A 19,614-nucleotide genomic window follows, 5' to 3' on the forward strand; every position below is an offset into this window, starting at 1 on the left:
AGAGAACCTGCAAAGAAAAAGGAAGAACAATGCGTGTTTATCTGCGTAACCTCATTGCCGGTTTTGTCGCCGTGCTGCTCTGCGTCGTAGCACTCGGTATGGTCTATCCGGCGGCTGTGTGGGCCATTTCCCGCATCACACCGCAGTCCGCCGACGGCAATCTCATCTACCAAGGAGAGTGCCTCGTGGGCTCTACCCAAATCCAAGACGGGGTGAGCGAGGGCCCCTACTTCTTCCCTCGCGCCGAGGGAATGAGTAACTACGGTACGAGCAGCACGGAGCTGGAGAAGAACATGCAGGAACGCCGCGCCGCTATTGCCCAGCGGGAAGGCGTAAGCGAAGACCGTGTGCCTGCCGACGCCGTCACGGGCTCCGGTTCCGGAGTGGATTCCGGTATCAGCCCCGTGTACGCCGAGCTGCAAGCTCCGCGTGTGGCTCGGGAGCAGGGCATCAGCGTGGAAGAGATGGAAAAGCTCATCGCCGAGAACACGGAGCATGCCAGCCTCGGGTTTCTAGGCGAAGACACGGTCAATGTGACAACTCTCAATATGTCGTTGCCCACGCCTACTCCCTGTTCATAAAGATCAGCTCATAAGATGAAGCAATGTTGACCGAAGCAACTGCGCCGTCCTCGCGCACCAAACGCGGCACCTTGAAGATTTTGTTGGGCGCCGCTCCCGGCGCGGGCAAAACCTGCGCCATGCTTAGTGAGGCGCACACGCTGATTAACCAAGGCCGTGACGTTGTCGTCGGCATTGTGGAAGACCACGGTCGCGCATATACGAAAGCCTTGTGCGAGGGTTTGGAGATCATTCCGCGACGCACCGTTGACGGTCTGTCCGCCGGGGAGTTGGATACCTTTGCGGTCATCACGCGGAAACCTGACATTGTCCTTGTCGATGAGTTTGCCCACTCCAATCCTCGCGACGAAGAGCACGAGAAGCGCTGGGAAGACATCGAAGAGATTCTGGATGCCGGAATCGACGTCATCTCGACTCTCAATATCCAGCATCTGGAAAGCCTCAACGATGTAGTCAAGCAGATCACGGGCATCGCACCGCAGGAAACAGTGCCGGATGAGGTAGTGCGTGCTGCGAATGAGATCGAGCTGGTCGACGTCTCCCCGCAGCTTCTGCGCACCCGGCTTAGCGACGGACACGTGTACCGCGAAGCACGCATCGAACCTGCACTCAACAACTACTTCCGCGTGGGAAACCTCACCGCGTTGCGCGAGTTGGCACTGCTCTGGCTGGCAGATCAGGTTGATGAAGCACTCATTACGTATCGCTCGGATCAAAAAATCACCGATACGTGGGAAGCACGTGAGCGGGTAGTTGTGGCCATCCAAAACGTTGCCCATGCTGAGACCCTGATCCGGCGCGGGCGGCGCATCGCGACGAAATCTTCGGCGGAACTGCATGTGGTCCACGTCGTTTTTGGTGATTCCTTCACGTCGCGTTCCTCTTCGGTGGCGGGATCGGCGCAACAACTTGCCCGGCTGCAGACCTTGGCCCACGATGTGGGTGCGCGGCTGCACCAGGTTACTGGGGACTCCGTGCCGGAAGCTCTGCTCAACTTTGCGCGAAGCGTCAACGCTACCCAGCTTGTTGTCGGGGTGTCGCCGCGGCGGCGTTTCGGCGTGCACTGGCACAGCACGGTAGCAGAGACAGTACTGCGCGAATCCGGCTCGATTGACTGCCACCTTGTCAATCTTCCCCCGGAAAAGCCGCTTCCGCTCACGCGGATGCTGCATCCTTTCCGGCCCTTCCCGCAGCGTGCAATCGCGTGGCTTAGTTCAGCGTTGGCCTTCGTCGGACTCACTGCGTTGTTAGTGCAGGCTGACGGCCAGGACTTGGGAACAGGTACCTGTTCTGCGTTCTACTTTGCACTCATTCTGTTTGTCAGTTTGGTGGGTGGCCTGTGGCCGGCCGTGGTGGTGGCGGTGGCTTCCGGTTTGGCGGTCAATTGGTTTTTCACCGAGCCAATCCATACCTTCGACATCGCCGATCCCGCTAACGCTGTCATCGCCGTGGTCATGGTGGCTATCGCTCTGGCAGTCGGCATTCTTGTGCGCCGCGCCAAGATTGAGCGGGCGAATGCAGCTGTGGCTGCGCGTGATGCTGAGCTGCTTACGGTGTTTTCCCGTGCCGCGTTGAATCGCCGAGCGGATTCCTCCCCGAAAGATGCCGTGATGCGCAAGGTGGGGGAGGCATTCAATTGTCGTCGAGCGGAGCTGTTGGATGACAACGGTGACGTCCTTGCCACCTGGCGCGCAGTTAGCCCCGAGCGCACCTCGAGGCACCTTCATATTCCCGAGAAAGTGCGCCATGAACAGACAGTGGACACCGTTGTGGCGAGCGAAGATGGGACGGTTCAGCTTCGTCTTGCGGGCCCGACTCTGTCTGCCCGGGATCGTGGCCTTGTCACCGTGGTCGCGGGCTATCTCGCGGGTATTGTTCGCCGCGAAAAGCTTTCTGCTGAGGCCGCGCGCGCTGATGCGATAGCCGCTGCAGACGAGCTGCGGCGAGCGCTGCTGTCGAGTGTGAGCCACGATTTGCGTACTCCGTTGGCAACGGCCAAGTTGGCGGTGTCGTCATTGCGTAATGCCGACATTGAATTCACTCCCGAGGACCAAGATATGCTTTTGGCAGAAACTGCGGCGAGCATCGAGGAACTCACCGGGTTGGTCACCAATTTGTTGGATTACTCCCGGCTTACCGCTGGAGCAATCACCGCTCGCCACGACGTCGTCGAGGTGGCAGAGGTGGCTCATCGTGCCATCGCTTCCTGCGCCTTTGGGCATTCCCCGGAGCAAATTGGGCGCATCCATTTGGACCCTAGTGTGCGTGGAGTTACGTGCTGCGCGGATGCAGCCCTCATGGAGCGTGTCTTGGCCAATCTCTTTGATAACGCCCTGCGTTATGCGCCGACTGGCCAGGTGACGATGAGTGCTCAGACTATCGCCGAACAGGTGGAACTGATTGTCGGCGATGAAGGACCGGGTATCCCGCCGGAGAAACAGAAGGAACTGTTCCAGGCGTTTCAGCGTTTGGGTGATACCAGCAACGACAACGGAGTGGGCCTTGGCCTTTCTGTTGTTCAAGGCTTTGTGGAGGCCATGGGCGGTAGCATCGAGGTAGCTGCCACCCCGGGCGCAACCTTTATTTTGCGGTTTCCCGTCGCGGGAGGAGAACAAAAATGACGACGAAGAAAACTAGCATCGCCATCGTGGACGATGACCCGCGTCTGCTCAACACACTGAGCATTAATTTCAAGGCTCGGGGCTACGAGGTTCACCCAGCACGTACAGGTGCTGAGGGACTGCAGGTGGTGTCACAGCAGCAGCCAGACGTAGTCATCTTGGACATGGGGTTACCGGATATGGACGGAACCGTCGTGTTGGAAGGAATCCGCGGATGGTCTGCAGTACCGGTGATCATCTTGACGGCACGCTCTGATCCGCTGTTCAGCGCCGCAGCTCTCGACCGCGGCGCGGACGACTACGTCACCAAGCCCTTCTCTATGGAGGAGCTTCTGGCCCGCGTGCGCGTGGCGCTAAGACATGGTAGCCCACAGAGTCCAGTGAGGCGCACTGAGACCGCTGTGGTACGCGCCGGGGACGTTCTGATCGACGTTCCGCGCCATTCCATCACTAAAGACGGTGAGCCGCTGCACCTGACCCCCACCGAGTGGGGCGTGCTCACCACGTTGCTTCGCGCCCACGGCGGCTTGGTACGCAAAGAGGATCTGCTTTCTGAAATCTGGGGTCCAGGCTTTGAGGGGCAGGGGCACTACCTGCGTATTTACACCTCCCAGTTGCGCCGCAAGCTAGAGGATGACCCAGCTAATCCCGCCTTCCTCCTCACGGAGCCCGGCTTGGGGTACCGCTTCGTGGTGCCAGAGCCGGGCGCGGGAGGGAGTGGCTACTCGGAGTAGTTGTAGAAGCCCTTGCCGGACTTGCGGCCCAGCTCGCCGCGCGCGACCATGTCGCGCATGAGCTGCGGCGGGCTAAAGCGCTCACCCAGCTGGGATTCAAGGTATTCGGCGATGCCGAGGCGCACATCCAGGCCCACGATATCGGTCAGCTCCAGCGGGCCGATGGGGAACTTGTAGCCCAGCACCATGGCGTTGTCGATATCGCGCGGTGAGGCCACGCCTTCCTCCACCATGCGGATAGCCTCAAGCGCGATGGCCACGCCGAGACGAGAGGAAGCGAAGCCAGGGGCATCCTTGACCACTACGGCGGTCTTACCCAGGCCCTCGACCCAGCCCTTGGCGGTGTCCACGAGCGCTTCCGGGGTGGACTCGGCAATAACCACTTCCACCAGCTTGGAGGCCGGGACCGGGTTGAAGAAGTGCAGGCCGATGACGTCGTTGGGGATGCTTTCCGCCAACTGGGATACCGACAGCGAGGAGGTATTGGTGGCGACGACGGCCTGCGGGGCCGCCTCAGCAATATCCCTAAAGGCGGCCACCTTGAGATCCATCGACTCCGGAACTGCTTCAATCACGAGGTCGAAGCCAGCAAAGGCGGAGGCAGTGGTGGACAAGCTGAGACGCTCATCCCAGGATTCGAAGGTTCCTTCCGCGCCGCGGTCGAGGGAGCCGCGGATGGCCTTGTGCACGCGCTCGCGGGCGGCGGCCACGGCGTCATCGTTGATATCCACCACGGTCACGGACGCGCCGGCGGCCAGGAAGGCGTGAGCGATGCCTGCGCCCATACGGCCGCCGCCGAGCACGCCGACCTTGGCAGGAACCTGCAGTACTGAGGACATGAGTTGAATCTCCTTGTGAGTGGAAGGTTTATTTCTTGCGGTCCAGGAAGGCCTGCATCCGCTCAAACTTGGCGGGGGACTCAAAGAGCACAGCCTGGGCGATGTTATCCACCGCTGGGTGCGCAGCATCTGGCATGGCGATGAGCTGCTTGGTCAGGCGTACGGCGAGCGGGTCTTGCTTGGCAATGCGCCCGGCTAGTTCCAGGGCGCCGTCGACAAGCGCATCCGGCTCGTGCAGCTCGCTGACCAGGTGGTTGGCCAGCGCCTCCTCGCCGTTGAGGATGCGTCCAGCCAGCAGAATCTCCTTCGCCAGCGGGGTGCCCACGCACTCCTTGAGGCGCCAGGTAGCACCCGCGGCGGCAGCGATGCCCAATCCGGCCTCGGGCTGCCCAAACTTGGCAAAGGGCGTGGACACGCGGAAGTCGGCCGCCAAGGCCAGCTCGAGACCGCCACCGAGAGCGTAGCCATCTACCGCCGCGATGACGGGGGCAGGCAGTGAGGCGATGCGGTGGAAGATGCCGGAGTTGATGCCGCGGAGGGCGTCCTCGCGACGGCGCTCACGAAGCTGCGCGATGTCCGCCCCGGAGGCGAAGATGCCGCGAGGGCCCTTCGGGGTGTCCACGGTGCAGCCGGTGATGATGAGGATGCGCGGATCGGATTCGAGTTGCGCGCAGAGCTCGTGGAACTCCGTCACCATCTGCTCATCGATGGCGTTGCGTACCTCGGGGCGGTTGAGCTTGGCGATGACAATCTCGTCGTTCTCGCCACGCGTCGAAATCTCAATGGCAGTAGTCATCTACACCCTCTCAATCGCGATTGCGGTGCCCTGGCCCACGCCCACGCACATAGTGGCGATGCCGCGGCTCAGCCCATCGGTTTCCAGGCGGTTGAGCAGGGTCAAGGTGATACGGGAACCGGAAGAACCCAGCGGGTGGCCCAGCGCAATGGCGCCGCCCCAGGCATTAACCTTGTCCTCATCCAAGCCCAGCTCGCGGATGCAGGCGATGGACTGGGAGGCAAAAGCTTCGTTGAGTTCGATGGCGTCCACGCTATCCAGCTCCCAGCCGGCGCGCTCCAGCACATCGCGGGTCGCCGGGATGGGACCGGTGCCCATGATCTCTGGGCGCACACCGCGCGCGGAGTTGGCGATAACGCGGGCACGTGCGGTCAGATTGTGCTTCTTGAGGGCCTCGTCGGAGGCAACAATGACGCAGGAGGCGCCGTCGTTAAGCGAGGAGGCGTTGCCCGCCGTGGTGACGTCACCCAGGGAGGTCACCGGGCGCAGCTTGGCTAGGACCTCCATCGTGGTGCCGGGGCGGGGGCCCTCATCGGTGTCGACTACCGTCACGTTGCCCTTGCGGTCGGTGACCTCGACGGGCACGATCTCCCGGGAGAACTTGCCGGCTTCGATGGCGGCGAGTGCGCGCTCCTGGGAACGCACGGCGAAGGCATCGGCGTCTTCACGGCTAATGCCGAAGACGTTGGCCACTTCCTCGGCGGTCTCCGGCATGGAGTAGGTCATCTTCTCTTGCTCCGCGAACTTCGGGTTGGCAAAGCGCCAGCCAATGGAGGTATCGAAAACCTGGCCTGGCTTGGCAAAAGGCTTGTTCGGCTTCTCCATGACCCAGGGTGCGCGGGACATGGATTCGACGCCGCCGGCGATGATAATATCCGCCTGGCCGGATTCCACGAGGGCGGTGGCCAGAGCAATCGAGGACATGCCCGACGCGCACAGGCGGTTGACCGTAATCCCGGGAACGGTGTCCGGGAACCCGGCGAGCAGCCAGGACATGCGGGCAACGTTGCGGTTCTCCTCGCCGGCGCCGTTGGCGTTGCCGATGATGACTTCATCCACCGCGGAAGGGTCGAGTCCGGCCTCCTCCACCGTCTTCTTGATAGCGGTGGCCATGAGGTCATCTGGGCGAACCGAGGATAGTGCGCCGCCGTAGCGGCCCACGGGGGTGCGGAAGCCGGATACCAGGTATGCAGTCATGTGATTCCTTAGCTGTGGTGGGTTAGCTGTTGTGTGTTCTAGGAGGTCTGGAGGTTTTAGCGTCCGCGGAAGACCGGCGGGCGTTTCTCATTGAAAGCTGCAAAGCCCTCGTAATAATCCTCGGTATCGCAGAGTTTGCCTTGGGCAATGTTCTCAGCATCGACGCTGGCCCACAGCCCGGTGCCGTTATCGCGGATGTCCTGGACCAGGGTGCGGCTGGTGAGGAAGGCCTGCGTGGCGCCCTGTGCCGCGCGCTTGGCGACGTCCCTGCTGAACCCCAGCAACTCTTCCGCCGGTACTGCGCGGGAGAAAAGGCCTGCGCGCACTGCCTCCGCACCGGAGATGAGGTCACCGGTGATGATGAGGTCCATCGCGCGGTGCGTGCCTAGGCGTTCGACGAAGAGGGAGTGCCCTCCCGAATCGAGAGTGGCACCTAAGTTGGCGAAGGGGGAGCCGAACTTGGCGTCTTCGGCGACGTAGACGACATCACAGGCCAAGGCGAGGCCGAGGCCGACACCCAGGCAGGGACCGTGCACGGCGGCGAAGGTGGGGGCAGGAAAGTTGTCGATCTTCTTGAGCACCGGGGTAACCACGCCCGCGAGGTAGGCGGTGGCGTCGTCTTCGCGCGGATTGAGCCCCTTAATGTTACGGCCGGCGCAAAAGCCTTTGCCCTCACCGCGCAGGAGAAGGGCGCGAGGGTTCAGCTCTGCGGCCTCATCGAGGGAGCGGGAGAGCTCGGCGAGGTCTTCTTCTGCTAGGGAATTGATGGCCTTGGGGTTGTTGAGTACGAGCTCAACAACACCGGCTTCGGCGTCGTGGTGCAGGTCGATCATGTGTGTTACTCCTAGGCGTCAAAGTCGAGGACGATGTTCGGCGTGGTGGGGCGCGACTGGCAGGTCAGGATGTAGCCAGCCTTGACCTCATCGGCCTCCAGCGCGTAGTTCTCCGCCATGTCGACGTCGCCCTCGACCAGCTTGGCGCGGCAGGTGCCGCACACGCCGCCGGCGCAGGCGAAGGGGACGTCGGAACGCACACGCAAGGCGGCGTTGAGCAGAGACTCGTTGGCAGAGACCGGGGATTCAACGGAGCCGGAGAGACCATCGAGCTGGAAGTTGATGGTGACGTTATCGCCTTCCGGATCGACCTCCACGTGGCGGCCAGCCTGGTTCTGGTCTCCGGAGGGCTTGCCGGTGGTAAACAGCTCGTAACGGACGTCCTTCTCACCCACATTGCGGCCGGCCAGCTCGTCGCGGACCAGCTGCACCAGCTCGAAGGGGCCGCAGAGGAACCATTCGTCGACAGTGTCGGTGCGCACGACGTTATCCAGTAGAGTCTGGAGTTTTTCAGCATCGATGCGCCCAGAAAACAGCGGATTGACGCGTTGTTCGCGGGAGAGGACGTGGTGCACGGCAAAGCGCGTGGGGAACTTGTCCTTGAGGTCACCGATCTCCTCGGCGAACATGACGTCACCGCCGCCTTTGTTGGCGAAGATGAGTTCAAACGTGGTGTCGGGGGAGCTGTGGAGCACGGTCTGGGCGATGGCCATGATCGGCGTGATGCCGGAGCCCGCTGCAATGGCCACGAGGTGTGGGTTCTCTAGCTTCTCCAGCTCTTCGCGCACGGCCTCGGGGTTGTTGAGACCGGTGAGGTGGGTCTTTGAGGTGAACGCGCCCTGCGGGTTCATCACGTCCATGGTGTCGCCGGGCTTTAGGGCGTCGTTGGCCCACGTGGAGAAGACGCCACCGCGGTCACGCTTAATGGCGACGCGCAGGATACCGTCGCGTGGCACATCGCAGATGGAATAGGAGCGGCGGACTTCCTGACCGTCGATAGTCGCCCGCAGGGCAACGTACTGGCCGGGGATGTAGTCATAGTCGTCTTGCAGCTCCGGAGGGATGGCGAAGGAAACCTCCACGGAGTCCTTAGTCAATGCGCGCACGTCGGACACGGTCAGGGTATTGAACGTGGCCTTCTTCTTTGCGGGGGCAGACGGGGTCGTGGTCATTAGTGCACCTTGAAGTAGTCGAAGGGCTCCAAGCAGTCCTGGCAGTTGTAGAGTGCCTTACAGGACGTGGAACCGAATTGGGCAAGCTTACGAGTGCGGCGGGAGCCACAGTGGGGGCATTCGATGGCCGGCGGCGGTTCGAGTGTGAGCGGGATAGGACCTTCCGGCGTGGCGCGGGTTTTACCGGAGGGAGGCGCAATGCCGTAATCCTTGAGGTTTTGCCGGCCGGTCTCCGTCATCCAGTCGGTGGTCCACGCCGGGTGGAGCACGAGGTCGACACGCACCTTGGCAAAGCCGGCGTCGGTCAGCGCGGTGGTGATGTCTGTAGTGATGTGCTCCATGGCGGGGCAGCCGGAATAGGTTGGGGTAATCGTGACCACCGCGGTATCGTCTTCCAGGCGAGCGTCCCGGAGGATCCCAAGGTCAGCGATGGAAATGACGGGGATTTCCGGATCGGGCACCTCGGCGGCGACGTCCCACACGTGGGCGTCGTCAGGCTGCGTGGGGCGCAGCGGGTGGGACTTATCTGTGATGGACACGATGAAACCTTGGTCCTTTCCTTGTCTCTACCAGGTCGCCCCAGGGTGCTGGCGCGTCAAGGACTGCATCTCTGCGAGGATGTAGCCGCGGTGCTCGGAGAAGCGCCCGGTGCGTTGCCCGGAGCGAGCCTGCTTGACGTCGGGGATGGCCAGACCTGCTTTATCTAGGACGTAGGCGATGCGCTCGTCGAACTGCGCGCGCAGGCTGGAGGGAAGAACGGCGATGCCTTCTGCCGCCAGCTTCTCGTGCAGCGGGAGGTCTTCGAAGAGCTCGTCGAGGTAGGGCCACATGTACATCAGGCCCTCCGTGATCCGGCGGTGGGACTCCTCGGTGCCGAGGCCCAGACGCAGAATCCACTGATTGGCGTGGTCGATGTGGTACTCAACTTCCTTGATGGCCTTGGCCGCGATAGCTGCCAGCGTCTCATCCTTCGACTCCAGCAGGGCGGTGTAGAGCCCGTATTGGTAATAGGAAAAGAGCAGCTGGCGGGCGATGGTGTAGCCGAAGTCCCCGTTCTCCTGTTCGACGAGGCGGGCGGAGCGGAACTCCTCTTCGTTGCGGAAGTATGCCAAGTCATCCTCGGTTTTGCCCCATGCGGTACCGGCGTAGGTCAGCAGGAAGCGGGCGTGCCCGATGAGATCGAGGGCGATGTTGCCCAAGGCAATATCTTCTTCCATCTCCGGTGCCCGCGAAATCCACCAGCCCAGGCGCTGGGCCAAGATGAGGGCGTCATCGCCCAACATGAGGGCATAGCGTGCGGTGTCCTCGGGGGCGACTGCGCCGGAGGCGGCGATATCTTCTGCGGTGATGCCGTTGCCCTGCGATTGCTTGGTCGCAGAATCGGCGGCTGCAAATCCGGTCACAGGTGCGGCACTCCTTCTGACTTGTCGTAGTAGGTGGCGTGGCGGTAGCTCTTGCCCTGCGGCGATTCGAAGAATCCGCCCTTGGAGTCGGGGTCGGAGGAGGCAATGGCCTCGCTGGGCACAACCCAGACGGAGGTTCCCTCGTTGCGCCGGGTGTAAAGGTCACGGGCATTGCGCAGGGCCATCGTGGCATCCGGTGCGTGGAGCGAGCCGGCGTGAACATGGGAGAGGCCGCGGGAGGAACGTACGAAGACCTCCCACATGGGCCAGTTAGAGCTAGACATGGAATCTTCCTTAAAGTGTCGAGGCTGGTTGGGCGGTGTGCTTGGGCTTAGGCGATAAGCGAGGTATCAGCCGAGTGGTGCTTCTCCGCGTAGGCCGCGGCGGCTTCGCGGACCCAGGCGCCGTCGGCATGTGCTTGGCGACGCCGCTGCATCCTCTGCACATTGCAGGGACCCTCGCCCTTGATGACGGCCTTGAATTCGGACCAGTCGAGCTCGCCGAAGTCATAGTGGCCGCGCTCCTCGTTCCACTTCAGGTCTGGGTCTTCGAAGTGCAGGCCAAGGGCCTCGGCCTGCGGAACGATCATGTCCACGAAGCGCTGGCGCAGCTCGTCGTTGGAAAAGCGCTTGATGTTCCATGCCATGGACTGCTTGGAGTTGGGGGAGTCATCGTCCGGTGGGCCGAACATCTGCAGTGCCGGCCCGTAGAAGCGGTTGATGGCTTCCTGCGCCATCTGCTTCTGCTCGGGCGTTCCGTGGGAAAGCTCGTAGAGGATCTCCCAGCCCTGGCGCTGGTGGAAGGACTCTTCCTTACAGATGCGAACCATGGCGCGGCCATAGGGTGCGTAGGAAGCACGGCAGAGCGGAACCTGGTTGCAGATGGCGGCGCCATCCACCAGCCAGCCGATGGCTCCGATGTCGGCCCACGTGCGCGCCGGGTAGTTGAAGATGGAGGAGTACTTGGCGGTGCCGTCGAGCAGCTGCTGCACCAGCTCGTCGCGCGGCGTGCCCAAGGTCTCCGCGGCGGAGTAGAGGTAGAGGCCGTGGCCGGCCTCGTCCTGCACCTTCGCCATGAGGATGGCCTTGCGCTTAAGTGACGGTGCGCGGGTAATCCAGTTGGCCTCCGGCTGCATGCCGATGATTTCGGAGTGTGCGTGCTGGGAAATCTGGCGCGTCAAGGTCTTACGGTAGGCGGCCGGCATCCAGTCGGTGGGCTCGATGCGGGAGTCTTCGGCGATGAGCTCGTCGAAGTGCTGCTGTGCTTGTGCGTCATCCGCGGCCGGGACGGCGGCGAGTGTCTTTTCTGATGGGGTCATGGGAGGAATCGTTCCCTCTCTGCTCAGTGTCGGCTCGGTGATACTTACTGACTGGTTGGTCAGTATATGGGGCAGGTGTGAGCTATGTCAACCATGTTTGTGAGCTGTGCCCTATTTTCGAACGAATCGCTGCTAGGTCTGTAGCTGGGCTTTAGGAGTTACGGTTCTGCGGCTTAGCGGGAAGAACGCGAAATGTGCCGCGGAATTCGGCGATGGGCTTTCCCTTGATGCTGAGGGTGACATCGACGACGCCATTGCGTCCCCAGGCTTGGCGGGTTATCCCGACGCCATCAACGACGTCCCCTTCGAAGGCGGGGGCGATGTAGTGGATTGAGTTGTGCGCGGCGACGGCCAACTCGCCACCGGAGTTGCAGGCGCCGGCGAAGATGGAATCGGCGAACATGTACAGATAGCCACCTTGCGCTGTGCCATGCCCATTGCACATCTCTGGGCGGATGGTGAAGTGGCCTTCGCATTTGCCGAGGTCCAACGTGGTGATTCTCGCGCCAATTTCCGCAGTGGCTCGGTCGTCATCGAACATGGCGCGCACGTGGGTAAACTCGGGGCCTTCGGCGACGCCGGGGGCGAGGATGGGGTGTTCGGTGCTCATGGGAATTCCTCCTTGGGAAGGGCCTTCCGCAGCGCTACCGAGGGAGCGGGTAAAGGGGTGTGGTGGCTCACTAGTCTAACGGCGCCCGGGGCTCTCTGCTTGAATGGACTGCGTGAATAAAGAGAAGTCCATCGCTCAGGGCGCGGTCCGTGGCCGCCCCGGCTACTCCCGTGAAGATGTCATTCGTGCAGCTGTCCGCGCTTTTACTGCCCGCGGTTACGACGCCACGTCGATGGATAACGTGGCGAGTGAATTGGGGATCTCCAAGTCTGCGCTCTATCACCACATTTCTTCGAAGGAAGAGATCCTGGAGCTCACGGTGGTCCAGGCGCTGAAACGGTTGGAAGCGGTTGCGGAGGAGATGGCGGCGGCCGATCTCTCGGCGGGGGAGAAGGTACGTGGGCTGCTGCGTGGCTCGATTGAGGTGCTGTGCTCTGACCCGAAGTCCGTTGCGCTCTTGCTCCGGTTGCGGGGTAACTCCGAGGTGGAGCGCTCCGCGCTTGAGCGCCGTCGGGTGTTGACGCGTTCTGTGATTCCGCTGGTGGAGGAAGCCCAGGAGGAGGGTGCTATCCGCTCCGACATTGAAGCCCCGCTGTTGACGCGCATGATTTTTGGAATGATCAACTCGACGTCCGATTGGTACGAGCCGGAAGGGCGAATCGATGCCGAGGAGCTGGCCAACACGTTTGAAAGTGTTGTTTTCAGCGGCCTAGCGCCGCACGCAATGAAGTAGCTCCGAACCTGCGTTTCGCCCCGGCGTTGTCGCTCAATTCGGGGGTGGGGGCTTCTTTTGCGTGTGAAACCGCCGTGGCCTGCATAGATGTGCCGTGGTTCAAAAACTTGGTGTAAATGTGTTGTCTATCACCGCTGTGGTCTGTAGTGTACGTCACAAGACTTACCTAACCGAACGGTAAGTAAGTATCGCACGTGTTGTGCGTTGTCCCAGCTAACCAACTTCTTGCAGCACTTTCGAGGGAGCTTAAAGGGTGTGGTTCCCCTCTCCTCGAAATGAAAGGCAAATGACGTGACCGCAACGTTTGACATTTTCTCCGACCACCACGGCCCCCAGATGGGTATTGAGTACGCTTCCCGAGATGAAATCATCGCGCTGCAGACCGCACGCGCGAAGAATGAGCTGCGCCACGCGTACTACAACGTCCCGCACTACCGCCGCGCGTTTGATGAGAAGGGTGTTCACCCGGATGACTTCAAGGAGCTGTCGGACTTTGCGCAGTTCCCGTTCACGGATAAAGAAACTCTCCGTGCGGAATACCCCTTCGGAATGTTTGCCGTAGGCCAGAACCAGATTTCGCGCATTCACGCTTCTTCCGGTACCACCGGACGCCCGACTGTCGTGGGCTATACCGAAAACGACGTGCGCATTTGGGCGGAGCTCGTAGCTCGTTCGCTGCGCGCAGGTGGCCTGCGAAAGAGCGATAAGGTGCAGATTACGTTCGGCTATGGTCTTTTTACTGGCGGCCTGGTTGCCCACTATGGCGTTGAAGCCTTGGGTGCTACGGCAATTCCTACCTCCGGTGGCCAGACGGAGCGTCAGATTCAGATCATGCAGGACTTCCAGCCGGACGCGATTCTGGGCACCCCGTCCTACGTGCTCAACCTCCTTGACCGCATGCGTAAGGAAGGCCTGGACCCGCGCGAATCCTCCCTGCGCGCCGGCGTCTTTGGCGCTGAGCCCTGGAGCGAGGGAATGCGTCGCGAGCTCGAGGAAGGCTTCGGTATCACGGCCACCGATATCTACGGCCTCTCCGAGGTGATGGGCCCTGGCGTGGCTCAGGAGTGTGTTGAGACCAAGGACGGACTGACCGTTTGGGAAGACCACTTCTATCCAGAGATTATCGATCCTGACACCCTTCAGCCGGTGCCGGACGGCGAGTACGGCGAGTTGGTCATCTCCTCCCTGACGAAGGAGGCCTTCCCGATCATCCGCTACCGCACCCACGACATCACCCGCTTGCTCCCGGGCACTGCGCGTTCGATGCGTCGAATCGACCGCATTTCCGCTCGTAACGATGACATGATCATCCTGCGCGGCGTGAACTGCTTCCCGTCACAGTTCGAAGAGATTATCACCGAGGACCGCGTGCTGCGCCCGCGCTACCAGTGTGTGCTGAGCAAGCGTGGCCGCATGGACCACCTCACCCTAGTGGTTGAGCACTCCTCGGAGGCAACCCCTGATCAGGTCGACGCTTCTGCCCAGTGGCTGAAGAAACAGATCAAGGAGCGCATCGGCATCACCGTAGGTGTGGAAATCACTGACCATGTCGATTGCGGTGAGGGCAAGGCAAAGAGGATCGTCGACAACCGCGATAAGTAGTCCGTTCTCGGCCCTTCCGGCGCGTCTTAGCTCAGTATTTGTCCCTTTTTCACTGGCTTAACTGTATCCACCGTGCTTCTGCACCCATAGAGAAAAGAATCCCACTATGTCTGCACCAGTCACCCAACAGCCTGCCCAAGGGCCGGGAATCACAACAGAGCACAAGCGTGTGCTCGCCGGCTCGATGGTCGGCACCACCATTGAGTGGTTCGACTTCTTCATTTACGCCCAGGCCGCCGGCCTGATCTTTGCCACCCAGTACTTCGATCCGGTCTCCAATGAAAGCGCCTCGCTCGCGCAGATCATCTCCTGGGCGTCGCTGGGCATCTCCTTCCTCTTCCGCCCACTCGGTGCAATTCTGGCCGGCCACTTGGGTGACAGGCTTGGCCGCAAGCCGGTGCTTGTGGTCACGTTGGTTGGCATGGGTCTGGCCACGATGTTGATGGGTGTGCTGCCGACCTATGCATCCATCGGCATGGCGGCGCCCATTTTGTTGGTGGTCCTGCGCATCCTTCAAGGCCTTTCTGCAGGCGGTGAATGGGGCGGCGCAGCGATGCTGTCGGTGGAACACGCACCGCAAGGAAAGCGAGGACTGTTTGGCGCTTTCCCGCAGGTGGGCGTGCCTCTTGGTATGTTCCTTGCCACCATTTTCATGCTGGTCCTCTCCACTGTCCTGACCCCAGAGCAGTTCGTTGCATGGGGTTGGCGCATTCCATTTCTGTCTTCTGTGGTGCTCATTGTCCTCGGCTACCTCATTCGCCGAGCAGTAGAAGAGTCCCCGGCTTTCGCGGAAATGGAAGAGCTGAAGGAAAAGTCCTCCGCACCGCTGGCAGTCCTGTTCAAGGGGCACTTGGGAACCGTGATCAAGTGCGCGCTCATCTTTGCCGCTAACAACGCTATCGGCTACTTCGTCATCGCCTACTTCACTGCTTATGGCACGAAGGTCGTGGGCTATACGCGCCCGCAAGCCCTAGCCGTTGCCCTTATCGCGTCTGTCGGTTGGTTCTTCGGAACGCTGTACTTTGGCCACCTGTCTGACAAGATTGGGCGCCGTACGACATTCATTGGTGGTTACATCGTCTTGGCGCTCTACATCACCCCGGTATTCCTTGCGGTCGATTCCGGCAATGTCATGCTTTTCGGCGCGGCCGTGTTCCTCCTTGGCGTCATCTTGGGCGCGAGCTATGGCCCGCAATCGGCGATGTACGCGGAGATGTTCCCGGTGAAGGTGCGCCTGTCAGGCGTGTCCATCGGCTATGCCTTCGGCTCCATTATCGGTGGTGCTTTCGCCCCGATGATCGCGGAGATGCTTTACACGAAGTTTGAGACCTCCATGGCTATCGCGGCTTATGGCGTCGCGATTTCGATTGTCTCCCTCATCGGTGTGCTCGCCGTTCCCAAGGGGATTCAAGACCGCGATCTGCACGTATAGTCGCGCGGCTTCTTCCCCCGTTACCCTTCATCGCTTAGCTTCCTCCCGGACCCCATCGTTTCGGGCAGGGGATAGGCGTTGAGGGGTTTGTCGGTTTTGGGCTCCTGACCATGGGGTTGGGGTGGGCTAGATGCCAAGAAATAAAAACTCAAAACGGTACCTATAGGTTGGCAGGTAGGCTAAGATTCTCGCTAATACTCGTCGTACGCGGCCCGTATAAACAATTCCTGCGGTCTTGCTCGTGCGCGATATTTGCTCAAGAAGAAAGTTCTCTCATGACCACATCAACCCCGCACAAGACTCGCTCAACGCGCGATACCTTCAATACGCGCTTTGTCTTCCTCATGGCTGCTATCGGCTCCGCCGTTGGCCTGGGTAACATCTGGCGCTTCCCGTATGTTGCCTATGACAACGGTGGCGGTGCCTTCCTCATCCCGTACATGGTTGCCCTGCTCACCGCCGGTATTCCCATCCTGTGGTTCGACCTGGCTATTGGTCACCGCTTCCGTGGTTCCGCGCCGCTGGCCTTCCGACGCATCAGCAGCCGCTGGGAGGGAATCGGCTGGTTCAAGGTCGGCGTGAACTTCTTCATCGCCATCTACTACGCCGCCATCATTGCCTGGGCGGCGCTCTACACCGTTAAGTCCGTGACCCAGGCATGGGGCGATGATCCTGCGGAGTACTTCATGGGTGACTTCCTCCAAGCTGAGCCGGAGGCAACCTACTCAGGGCACATCGTCCCGTCCATCCTTGGCGTCATGATCCTCGTGTGGATCGTCTGCATTGCCACGCTGGCCACGAGCATCAATGAGGGCATCGGCAAGCTGACCTCTATCTTCCTGCCTGTCCTGGCCGTCATGTTCATCATCCTGGTCATCCGTGCCTTCTTCCTCGACGGCGCCGCCGAGGGCCTCAACGCCTTCTTCACCCCGGACTGGTCCGTGCTGAGCAACCCGTCGGTGTGGATCGCCGCCTACGGTCAGATCTTCTTCTCCCTGTCCATCGGCTTCGGCATCATGATTACCTACGCCTCCTACCTCAAGCCGCGCACCAACCTCACCAACACCGGCCTGGTTACGGCCTTTGCTAATTCCTCTTTCGAGGTGCTGGCCGGCATCGGCGTCTTCGCCACCCTGGGCTACATGGCCGCCCAGCAGGGCGTGGCTGTGGATGAGGTGGCATCCTCCGGCATCGGCCTAGCCTTCATTGCGTTCCCGACGATCATCAACCTCATGCCGCTCGGCGGACTGTTCGGCGTTCTCTTCTTCGGCTCCCTCTTCCTGGCCGGCGTGACCTCGCTGATTCCCATCATGGAAGTCGTCGTCTCCGCCGTGGCAGATAAGTTCAACATCTCTCGCCGCGTTTCCGCCATCACCGTAGGCGGCACCATGGCTGTGGTGTCGTGTGTTCTTTTCTCCACGTCCTCGGGCCTGGTCACGCTGGACATCATGGATAAGTTCACCAACAACCTGGGCATCGTCTTCGGCTCTATTTGTGCCCTGGTGGTCGTCGGCTGGGTCACCGGCCGCCGCCGCGAGATTCAGCAGCACCTCAACGCCGTGTCGCAGTTTAAGGTCGGTGGCTTCTGGCAGTTCCTGACTTTCATCGCCACCCCGCTGCTGCTGGTCTACTTCCTCGTTAACGAAATCCTCACCATTGCCCGCGAAGGCTATGAAGGCTACTCCTCTACCCAGATTGGCCTCTTTGGCTGGGCGGTGCTGGGAATCATCCTGCTCGCCAGCTTCCTCATGCCGCTGGTGGCCTTCCGCGGGAACAAGTACCTGGATGGCATGGAGACCTCGGACTACGGCGTTCCCGTAGGTGGGCGCCCAGCCGGTACCCCGAACCCGCTTGCCACGGCTAACACCGCTACACAAACCGCGGATGACAAGTAACGAGTATTAGGAAAGGTCAACGACAATGACTACAAGCGCAATCCTGCTCTTCATCCTCTTCGTCGTCGTCATCTGGGGCGGACTGGTGATCTCCTCTATTTGGCTGGCCCGCAGCGACGATGACACCACGGGCGAGCTGGGCAATGCCCTCGGCACAGACGACGAATCCCTGTCCCACCGCGTGCACTAAACGGCGGGACGCGGTGAGCTCTGCGTCGGCCTAAATCTCGACCACCGTGCGCCCGTGGCGGGAGCCGGCGCGTAGCTCGGTGGCTGCGGTGGCGACGTCGGAAAGCGCCACCGTTTCCGTGATCGAGTTCAGCATGTTGAGGTCGAGGTGTTCGTCGAGAAGCTGCCAGGCCGCCTCGCGCACCTCGCGGGGCGCGTCGACGGAGTTACCGCCGGCCAGCACGATGCCGCGCAAGATGAACGGCAGCACCGAAGCGGGAAGATCCGGGCCGGCCGCCATACCGGTGGCCGCAACCACACCACCCCAGCGCACCTGCGCCAGCACGTTGGCCAGGACGGTGGAGCCGGCGGTGTCAATCGCGCCGTCGTACAGCGCCTTCTGCAGCGGGCGGCCGGTCTCCGACAACTCCGCGCGGTCCAGAACGTGATCTGCGCCGAGTGCGGTGAGGTAGTCCGACTGAGAATCCACGCGGCCGGTCACGGCGGTGACCTCGTAGCCAGCGGACTTGAGCAGCTGGACCGCGACGGAGCCCACGCCGCCAGTGGCGCCGGTGACCAAGATATGGCCCTGTGTCGTGCCGTGCGCGCGCAGCTGGTTCACGCAGATAGCGGCGGTGTAGCCGGCCGTGCCGATTGCGGCGGCATCGTGTGCGCTGAAGCGCTGAGGCACGGGGATGGTGGCCTCTGCATTGACGCGCTGGCGGGTGGTGTAGCCGCCGTGGCGGAATTCGCCCAAGCCATCGCCGCAGGCGACTACAAGTTGGCCGGGGTTCAAGCGGGAATCAGAGGTCTCCGCCACGGTGCCCACCACATCGATGCCGGGAACGAGGGGATCGATGCGCATGACGCCTTTGTCACCCTCCAAGGCCATGGCGTCCTTGTAATTGAGGGAAGAAAACTGCACATCTACAACCGTGTCACCTTCCCCGAGCAGGGGCTGCTCCTGGAAAGAATGAGTTACTCCGGACTCCGTGCGAGTGACAATAAGTGTGCTCATGGGCACTATCGTACAGAGGATGTGAAGCAGCGTTTTCCGGCTAATGCTTCAGCCAGCGTCCAGAGAACATCGTTAGGGTGAAGCGCATGACTGGGATTAAAGCTCAACACCCGCGCAATAGGCTGCGGCCCGCGCCGGATCCGTATCGGCACCAGCTTCGTGATTCCTTCCTAGTCGCGGCCCTGTCCTTGGTGGTCGTGATGCTGGCGACGGTGGGCAAGCCATTCATGGACATCCCAGGCGTGGTTGACGGCTCCGCGCATGCCGTGCGCCAGGTGAACACCCAGCTCTTAGGCGGTTTTGAGAACTCTTCCGTGTGGTACGGCGGGTGGACCGACCTCGTGGGAAATATCGCTCTCTTCATGCCGCTGGGCGCGGCGCTCTACGTAGCGGGACGCAACCTGTCGGGTATTAAATGGGGCCTGGGCGGGGCGATGCTCATCGGCCTGATGGTCAGCCTGTGCATAGAAAGCGCCCAGTATATCTTTGCCCTGGGCTTTAGCGATGTCGATGACCTTCTATACAACACCGTGGGTTCGGTTCTCGGCGCCGTACTCATGGCGCGCTTGGGGCGCGAAGGGCAGACAAAGATTCTGCGGCGCCTGGGATTCCTCCTTGCGCTGGCAGCGGTGGTGCTCCTCGCCTTGGTGGTGCTGTAGTAC

Annotated in this window: 20 protein-coding genes; 9 read left to right on the forward strand and 11 right to left on the reverse strand. The window is 61.4% G+C overall.

Annotated elements, in window-relative coordinates; genetic code table 11:
• Positions 1 to 29 precede the first annotated feature (29 nt).
• Genes ACUY3D_RS08555 through ACUY3D_RS08565 form a run of 3 tightly spaced genes read left to right on the forward strand, consistent with a single transcriptional unit; the run spans position 30 to position 3,936 of the window.
• Entirely contained in the window at positions 30 to 581 is a 552-nt protein-coding gene (locus tag ACUY3D_RS08555; RefSeq protein ID WP_070821866.1) for a potassium-transporting ATPase subunit C, read from the forward strand.
• A 23-nt stretch (positions 582 to 604) separates the two neighbouring features.
• A complete protein-coding gene (locus tag ACUY3D_RS08560; protein WP_269948641.1) occupies positions 605 to 3,202 on the forward strand; it encodes an ATP-binding protein in 2,598 nt (865 codons plus the stop codon).
• The gene (locus tag ACUY3D_RS08565; RefSeq protein ID WP_070561854.1) at positions 3,199 to 3,936 is read left to right on the forward strand and encodes a response regulator; all 738 of its coding nucleotides are present in this window, start codon (positions 3,199 to 3,201) and stop codon (positions 3,934 to 3,936) included. Before ACUY3D_RS08560 ends, ACUY3D_RS08565 begins: the two co-directional genes overlap by 4 nt.
• On the opposite strand, the gene ACUY3D_RS08570 is transcribed toward ACUY3D_RS08565, so the two are convergent.
• The 10 genes from ACUY3D_RS08570 to ACUY3D_RS08615 form a co-directional block, all read right to left on the reverse strand.
• Positions 3,924 to 4,775: a 3-hydroxyacyl-CoA dehydrogenase family protein gene (locus ACUY3D_RS08570; RefSeq protein WP_070561852.1), complete on the reverse strand. Its 852-nt coding sequence runs from the start codon at positions 4,773 to 4,775 to the stop codon at positions 3,924 to 3,926. The two genes, ACUY3D_RS08565 and ACUY3D_RS08570, sit on opposite strands and share 13 nt — an antisense overlap.
• A gap of 28 nt (positions 4,776 to 4,803) precedes the next feature.
• Positions 4,804 to 5,571: an enoyl-CoA hydratase/isomerase family protein gene (locus ACUY3D_RS08575; RefSeq protein ID WP_070561850.1), complete on the reverse strand. Its 768-nt coding sequence runs from the start codon at positions 5,569 to 5,571 to the stop codon at positions 4,804 to 4,806.
• Entirely contained in the window at positions 5,572 to 6,768 is a 1,197-nt protein-coding gene (locus ACUY3D_RS08580; RefSeq protein ID WP_448240872.1) for an acetyl-CoA C-acyltransferase, read from the reverse strand.
• 56 nt (positions 6,769 to 6,824) lie between these two features.
• Entirely contained in the window at positions 6,825 to 7,601 is a 777-nt protein-coding gene (locus tag ACUY3D_RS08585; protein WP_448240874.1) for an enoyl-CoA hydratase/isomerase family protein, read from the reverse strand.
• Between the two features lie 11 nt (positions 7,602 to 7,612).
• Positions 7,613 to 8,773: a 1,2-phenylacetyl-CoA epoxidase subunit PaaE gene (gene paaE, locus ACUY3D_RS08590; protein ID WP_269948638.1), complete on the reverse strand. Its 1,161-nt coding sequence runs from the start codon at positions 8,771 to 8,773 to the stop codon at positions 7,613 to 7,615.
• Positions 8,773 to 9,312, reverse strand: a complete 540-nt coding sequence (gene paaD / locus ACUY3D_RS08595) for a 1,2-phenylacetyl-CoA epoxidase subunit PaaD (protein WP_269948637.1) — start codon at positions 9,310 to 9,312, stop codon at positions 8,773 to 8,775. Before paaD ends, paaE begins: the two co-directional genes overlap by 1 nt.
• A 27-nt stretch (positions 9,313 to 9,339) precedes the next feature.
• Entirely contained in the window at positions 9,340 to 10,176 is an 837-nt protein-coding gene (paaC, locus tag ACUY3D_RS08600; RefSeq protein ID WP_448240876.1) for a 1,2-phenylacetyl-CoA epoxidase subunit PaaC, read from the reverse strand.
• A complete protein-coding gene (gene paaB, locus ACUY3D_RS08605; RefSeq protein WP_039672784.1) occupies positions 10,173 to 10,460 on the reverse strand; it encodes a 1,2-phenylacetyl-CoA epoxidase subunit PaaB in 288 nt (95 codons plus the stop codon). The genes paaC and paaB overlap by 4 nt, the downstream gene beginning before the upstream one ends.
• 47 nt (positions 10,461 to 10,507) lie before the next feature.
• Positions 10,508 to 11,494, reverse strand: coding sequence for a 1,2-phenylacetyl-CoA epoxidase subunit PaaA (gene paaA / locus ACUY3D_RS08610; protein WP_070561838.1), 987 nt, complete (start codon positions 11,492 to 11,494; stop codon positions 10,508 to 10,510).
• Between the two features lie 151 nt (positions 11,495 to 11,645).
• On the reverse strand, positions 11,646 to 12,104 hold the full coding sequence (locus ACUY3D_RS08615) for a hotdog fold thioesterase (RefSeq protein ID WP_154736134.1): 459 nt from the start codon (positions 12,102 to 12,104) through the stop codon (positions 11,646 to 11,648).
• A gap of 103 nt (positions 12,105 to 12,207) precedes the next feature.
• Between ACUY3D_RS08615 and ACUY3D_RS08620 the strand changes: the two genes are divergently transcribed.
• From ACUY3D_RS08620 to metS, 5 genes are all read left to right on the forward strand, one after another.
• Complete coding sequence (locus ACUY3D_RS08620; protein WP_070561834.1) at positions 12,208 to 12,837, forward strand: TetR/AcrR family transcriptional regulator; 630 nt, start codon at positions 12,208 to 12,210, stop codon at positions 12,835 to 12,837.
• A 336-nt stretch (positions 12,838 to 13,173) separates the two neighbouring features.
• The gene (locus tag ACUY3D_RS08625; RefSeq protein WP_448240896.1) at positions 13,174 to 14,439 is read left to right on the forward strand and encodes an AMP-binding protein; all 1,266 of its coding nucleotides are present in this window, start codon (positions 13,174 to 13,176) and stop codon (positions 14,437 to 14,439) included.
• A gap of 106 nt (positions 14,440 to 14,545) precedes the next feature.
• Positions 14,546 to 15,871, forward strand: coding sequence for an MFS transporter (locus ACUY3D_RS08630; protein ID WP_070561830.1), 1,326 nt, complete (start codon positions 14,546 to 14,548; stop codon positions 15,869 to 15,871).
• Positions 15,872 to 16,146: 275 nt separating this feature from the next.
• Positions 16,147 to 17,766 carry a sodium-dependent transporter gene (locus ACUY3D_RS08635; protein ID WP_448240877.1) on the forward strand — a complete coding sequence of 540 codons (1,620 nt, stop codon included), beginning with the start codon at positions 16,147 to 16,149 and terminating at the stop codon, positions 17,764 to 17,766.
• Positions 17,767 to 17,791: 25 nt separating this feature from the next.
• Entirely contained in the window at positions 17,792 to 17,956 is a 165-nt protein-coding gene (metS, locus tag ACUY3D_RS08640) for a methionine/alanine import NSS transporter subunit MetS (protein WP_154736132.1), read from the forward strand.
• Between the two features lie 30 nt (positions 17,957 to 17,986).
• On the opposite strand, the gene ACUY3D_RS08645 is transcribed toward metS, so the two are convergent.
• On the reverse strand, positions 17,987 to 18,952 hold the full coding sequence (locus ACUY3D_RS08645; protein WP_448240878.1) for an MDR family oxidoreductase: 966 nt from the start codon (positions 18,950 to 18,952) through the stop codon (positions 17,987 to 17,989).
• 86 nt (positions 18,953 to 19,038) lie between these two features.
• On the opposite strand from ACUY3D_RS08645, the gene ACUY3D_RS08650 reads away from it, so the two are divergent.
• Positions 19,039 to 19,611, forward strand: a complete 573-nt coding sequence (locus ACUY3D_RS08650; protein ID WP_250224421.1) for a VanZ family protein — start codon at positions 19,039 to 19,041, stop codon at positions 19,609 to 19,611.
• Positions 19,612 to 19,614: the final 3 nt, after the last annotated feature.

This window comes from Corynebacterium guaraldiae, assembly GCF_053480195.1.

What these genes read in the sequence shown, in the direction of transcription:
- ACUY3D_RS08555 (WP_070821866.1), top strand. Translation starts at nt 30, where the DNA reads ATGCGTGTTTATCTGCGTAACCTCATTGCCGGTTTTGTCGCCGTGCTG.
- ACUY3D_RS08560 (WP_269948641.1), top strand. Translation starts at nt 605, where the DNA reads ATGTTGACCGAAGCAACTGCGCCGTCCTCGCGCACCAAACGCGGCACC.
- ACUY3D_RS08565 (WP_070561854.1), top strand. Translation starts at nt 3,199, where the DNA reads ATGACGACGAAGAAAACTAGCATCGCCATCGTGGACGATGACCCGCGT.
- ACUY3D_RS08570 (WP_070561852.1), bottom strand. Translation starts at nt 4,775, where the DNA reads ATGTCCTCAGTACTGCAGGTTCCTGCCAAGGTCGGCGTGCTCGGCGGC.
- ACUY3D_RS08575 (WP_070561850.1), bottom strand. Translation starts at nt 5,571, where the DNA reads ATGACTACTGCCATTGAGATTTCGACGCGTGGCGAGAACGACGAGATT.
- ACUY3D_RS08580 (WP_448240872.1), bottom strand. Translation starts at nt 6,768, where the DNA reads ATGACTGCATACCTGGTATCCGGCTTCCGCACCCCCGTGGGCCGCTAC.
- ACUY3D_RS08585 (WP_448240874.1), bottom strand. Translation starts at nt 7,601, where the DNA reads ATGATCGACCTGCACCACGACGCCGAAGCCGGTGTTGTTGAGCTCGTA.
- paaE (WP_269948638.1), bottom strand. Translation starts at nt 8,773, where the DNA reads ATGACCACGACCCCGTCTGCCCCCGCAAAGAAGAAGGCCACGTTCAAT.
- paaB (WP_039672784.1), bottom strand. Translation starts at nt 10,460, where the DNA reads ATGTCTAGCTCTAACTGGCCCATGTGGGAGGTCTTCGTACGTTCCTCC.
- paaA (WP_070561838.1), bottom strand. Translation starts at nt 11,494, where the DNA reads ATGACCCCATCAGAAAAGACACTCGCCGCCGTCCCGGCCGCGGATGAC.
- ACUY3D_RS08615 (WP_154736134.1), bottom strand. Translation starts at nt 12,104, where the DNA reads ATGAGCACCGAACACCCCATCCTCGCCCCCGGCGTCGCCGAAGGCCCC.
- ACUY3D_RS08620 (WP_070561834.1), top strand. Translation starts at nt 12,208, where the DNA reads ATGGACTGCGTGAATAAAGAGAAGTCCATCGCTCAGGGCGCGGTCCGT.
- ACUY3D_RS08625 (WP_448240896.1), top strand. Translation starts at nt 13,174, where the DNA reads ATGGGTATTGAGTACGCTTCCCGAGATGAAATCATCGCGCTGCAGACC.
- ACUY3D_RS08630 (WP_070561830.1), top strand. Translation starts at nt 14,546, where the DNA reads ATGTCTGCACCAGTCACCCAACAGCCTGCCCAAGGGCCGGGAATCACA.
- ACUY3D_RS08635 (WP_448240877.1), top strand. Translation starts at nt 16,147, where the DNA reads ATGACCACATCAACCCCGCACAAGACTCGCTCAACGCGCGATACCTTC.
- metS (WP_154736132.1), top strand. Translation starts at nt 17,792, where the DNA reads ATGACTACAAGCGCAATCCTGCTCTTCATCCTCTTCGTCGTCGTCATC.
- ACUY3D_RS08645 (WP_448240878.1), bottom strand. Translation starts at nt 18,952, where the DNA reads ATGAGCACACTTATTGTCACTCGCACGGAGTCCGGAGTAACTCATTCT.
- ACUY3D_RS08650 (WP_250224421.1), top strand. Translation starts at nt 19,039, where the DNA reads ATGACTGGGATTAAAGCTCAACACCCGCGCAATAGGCTGCGGCCCGCG.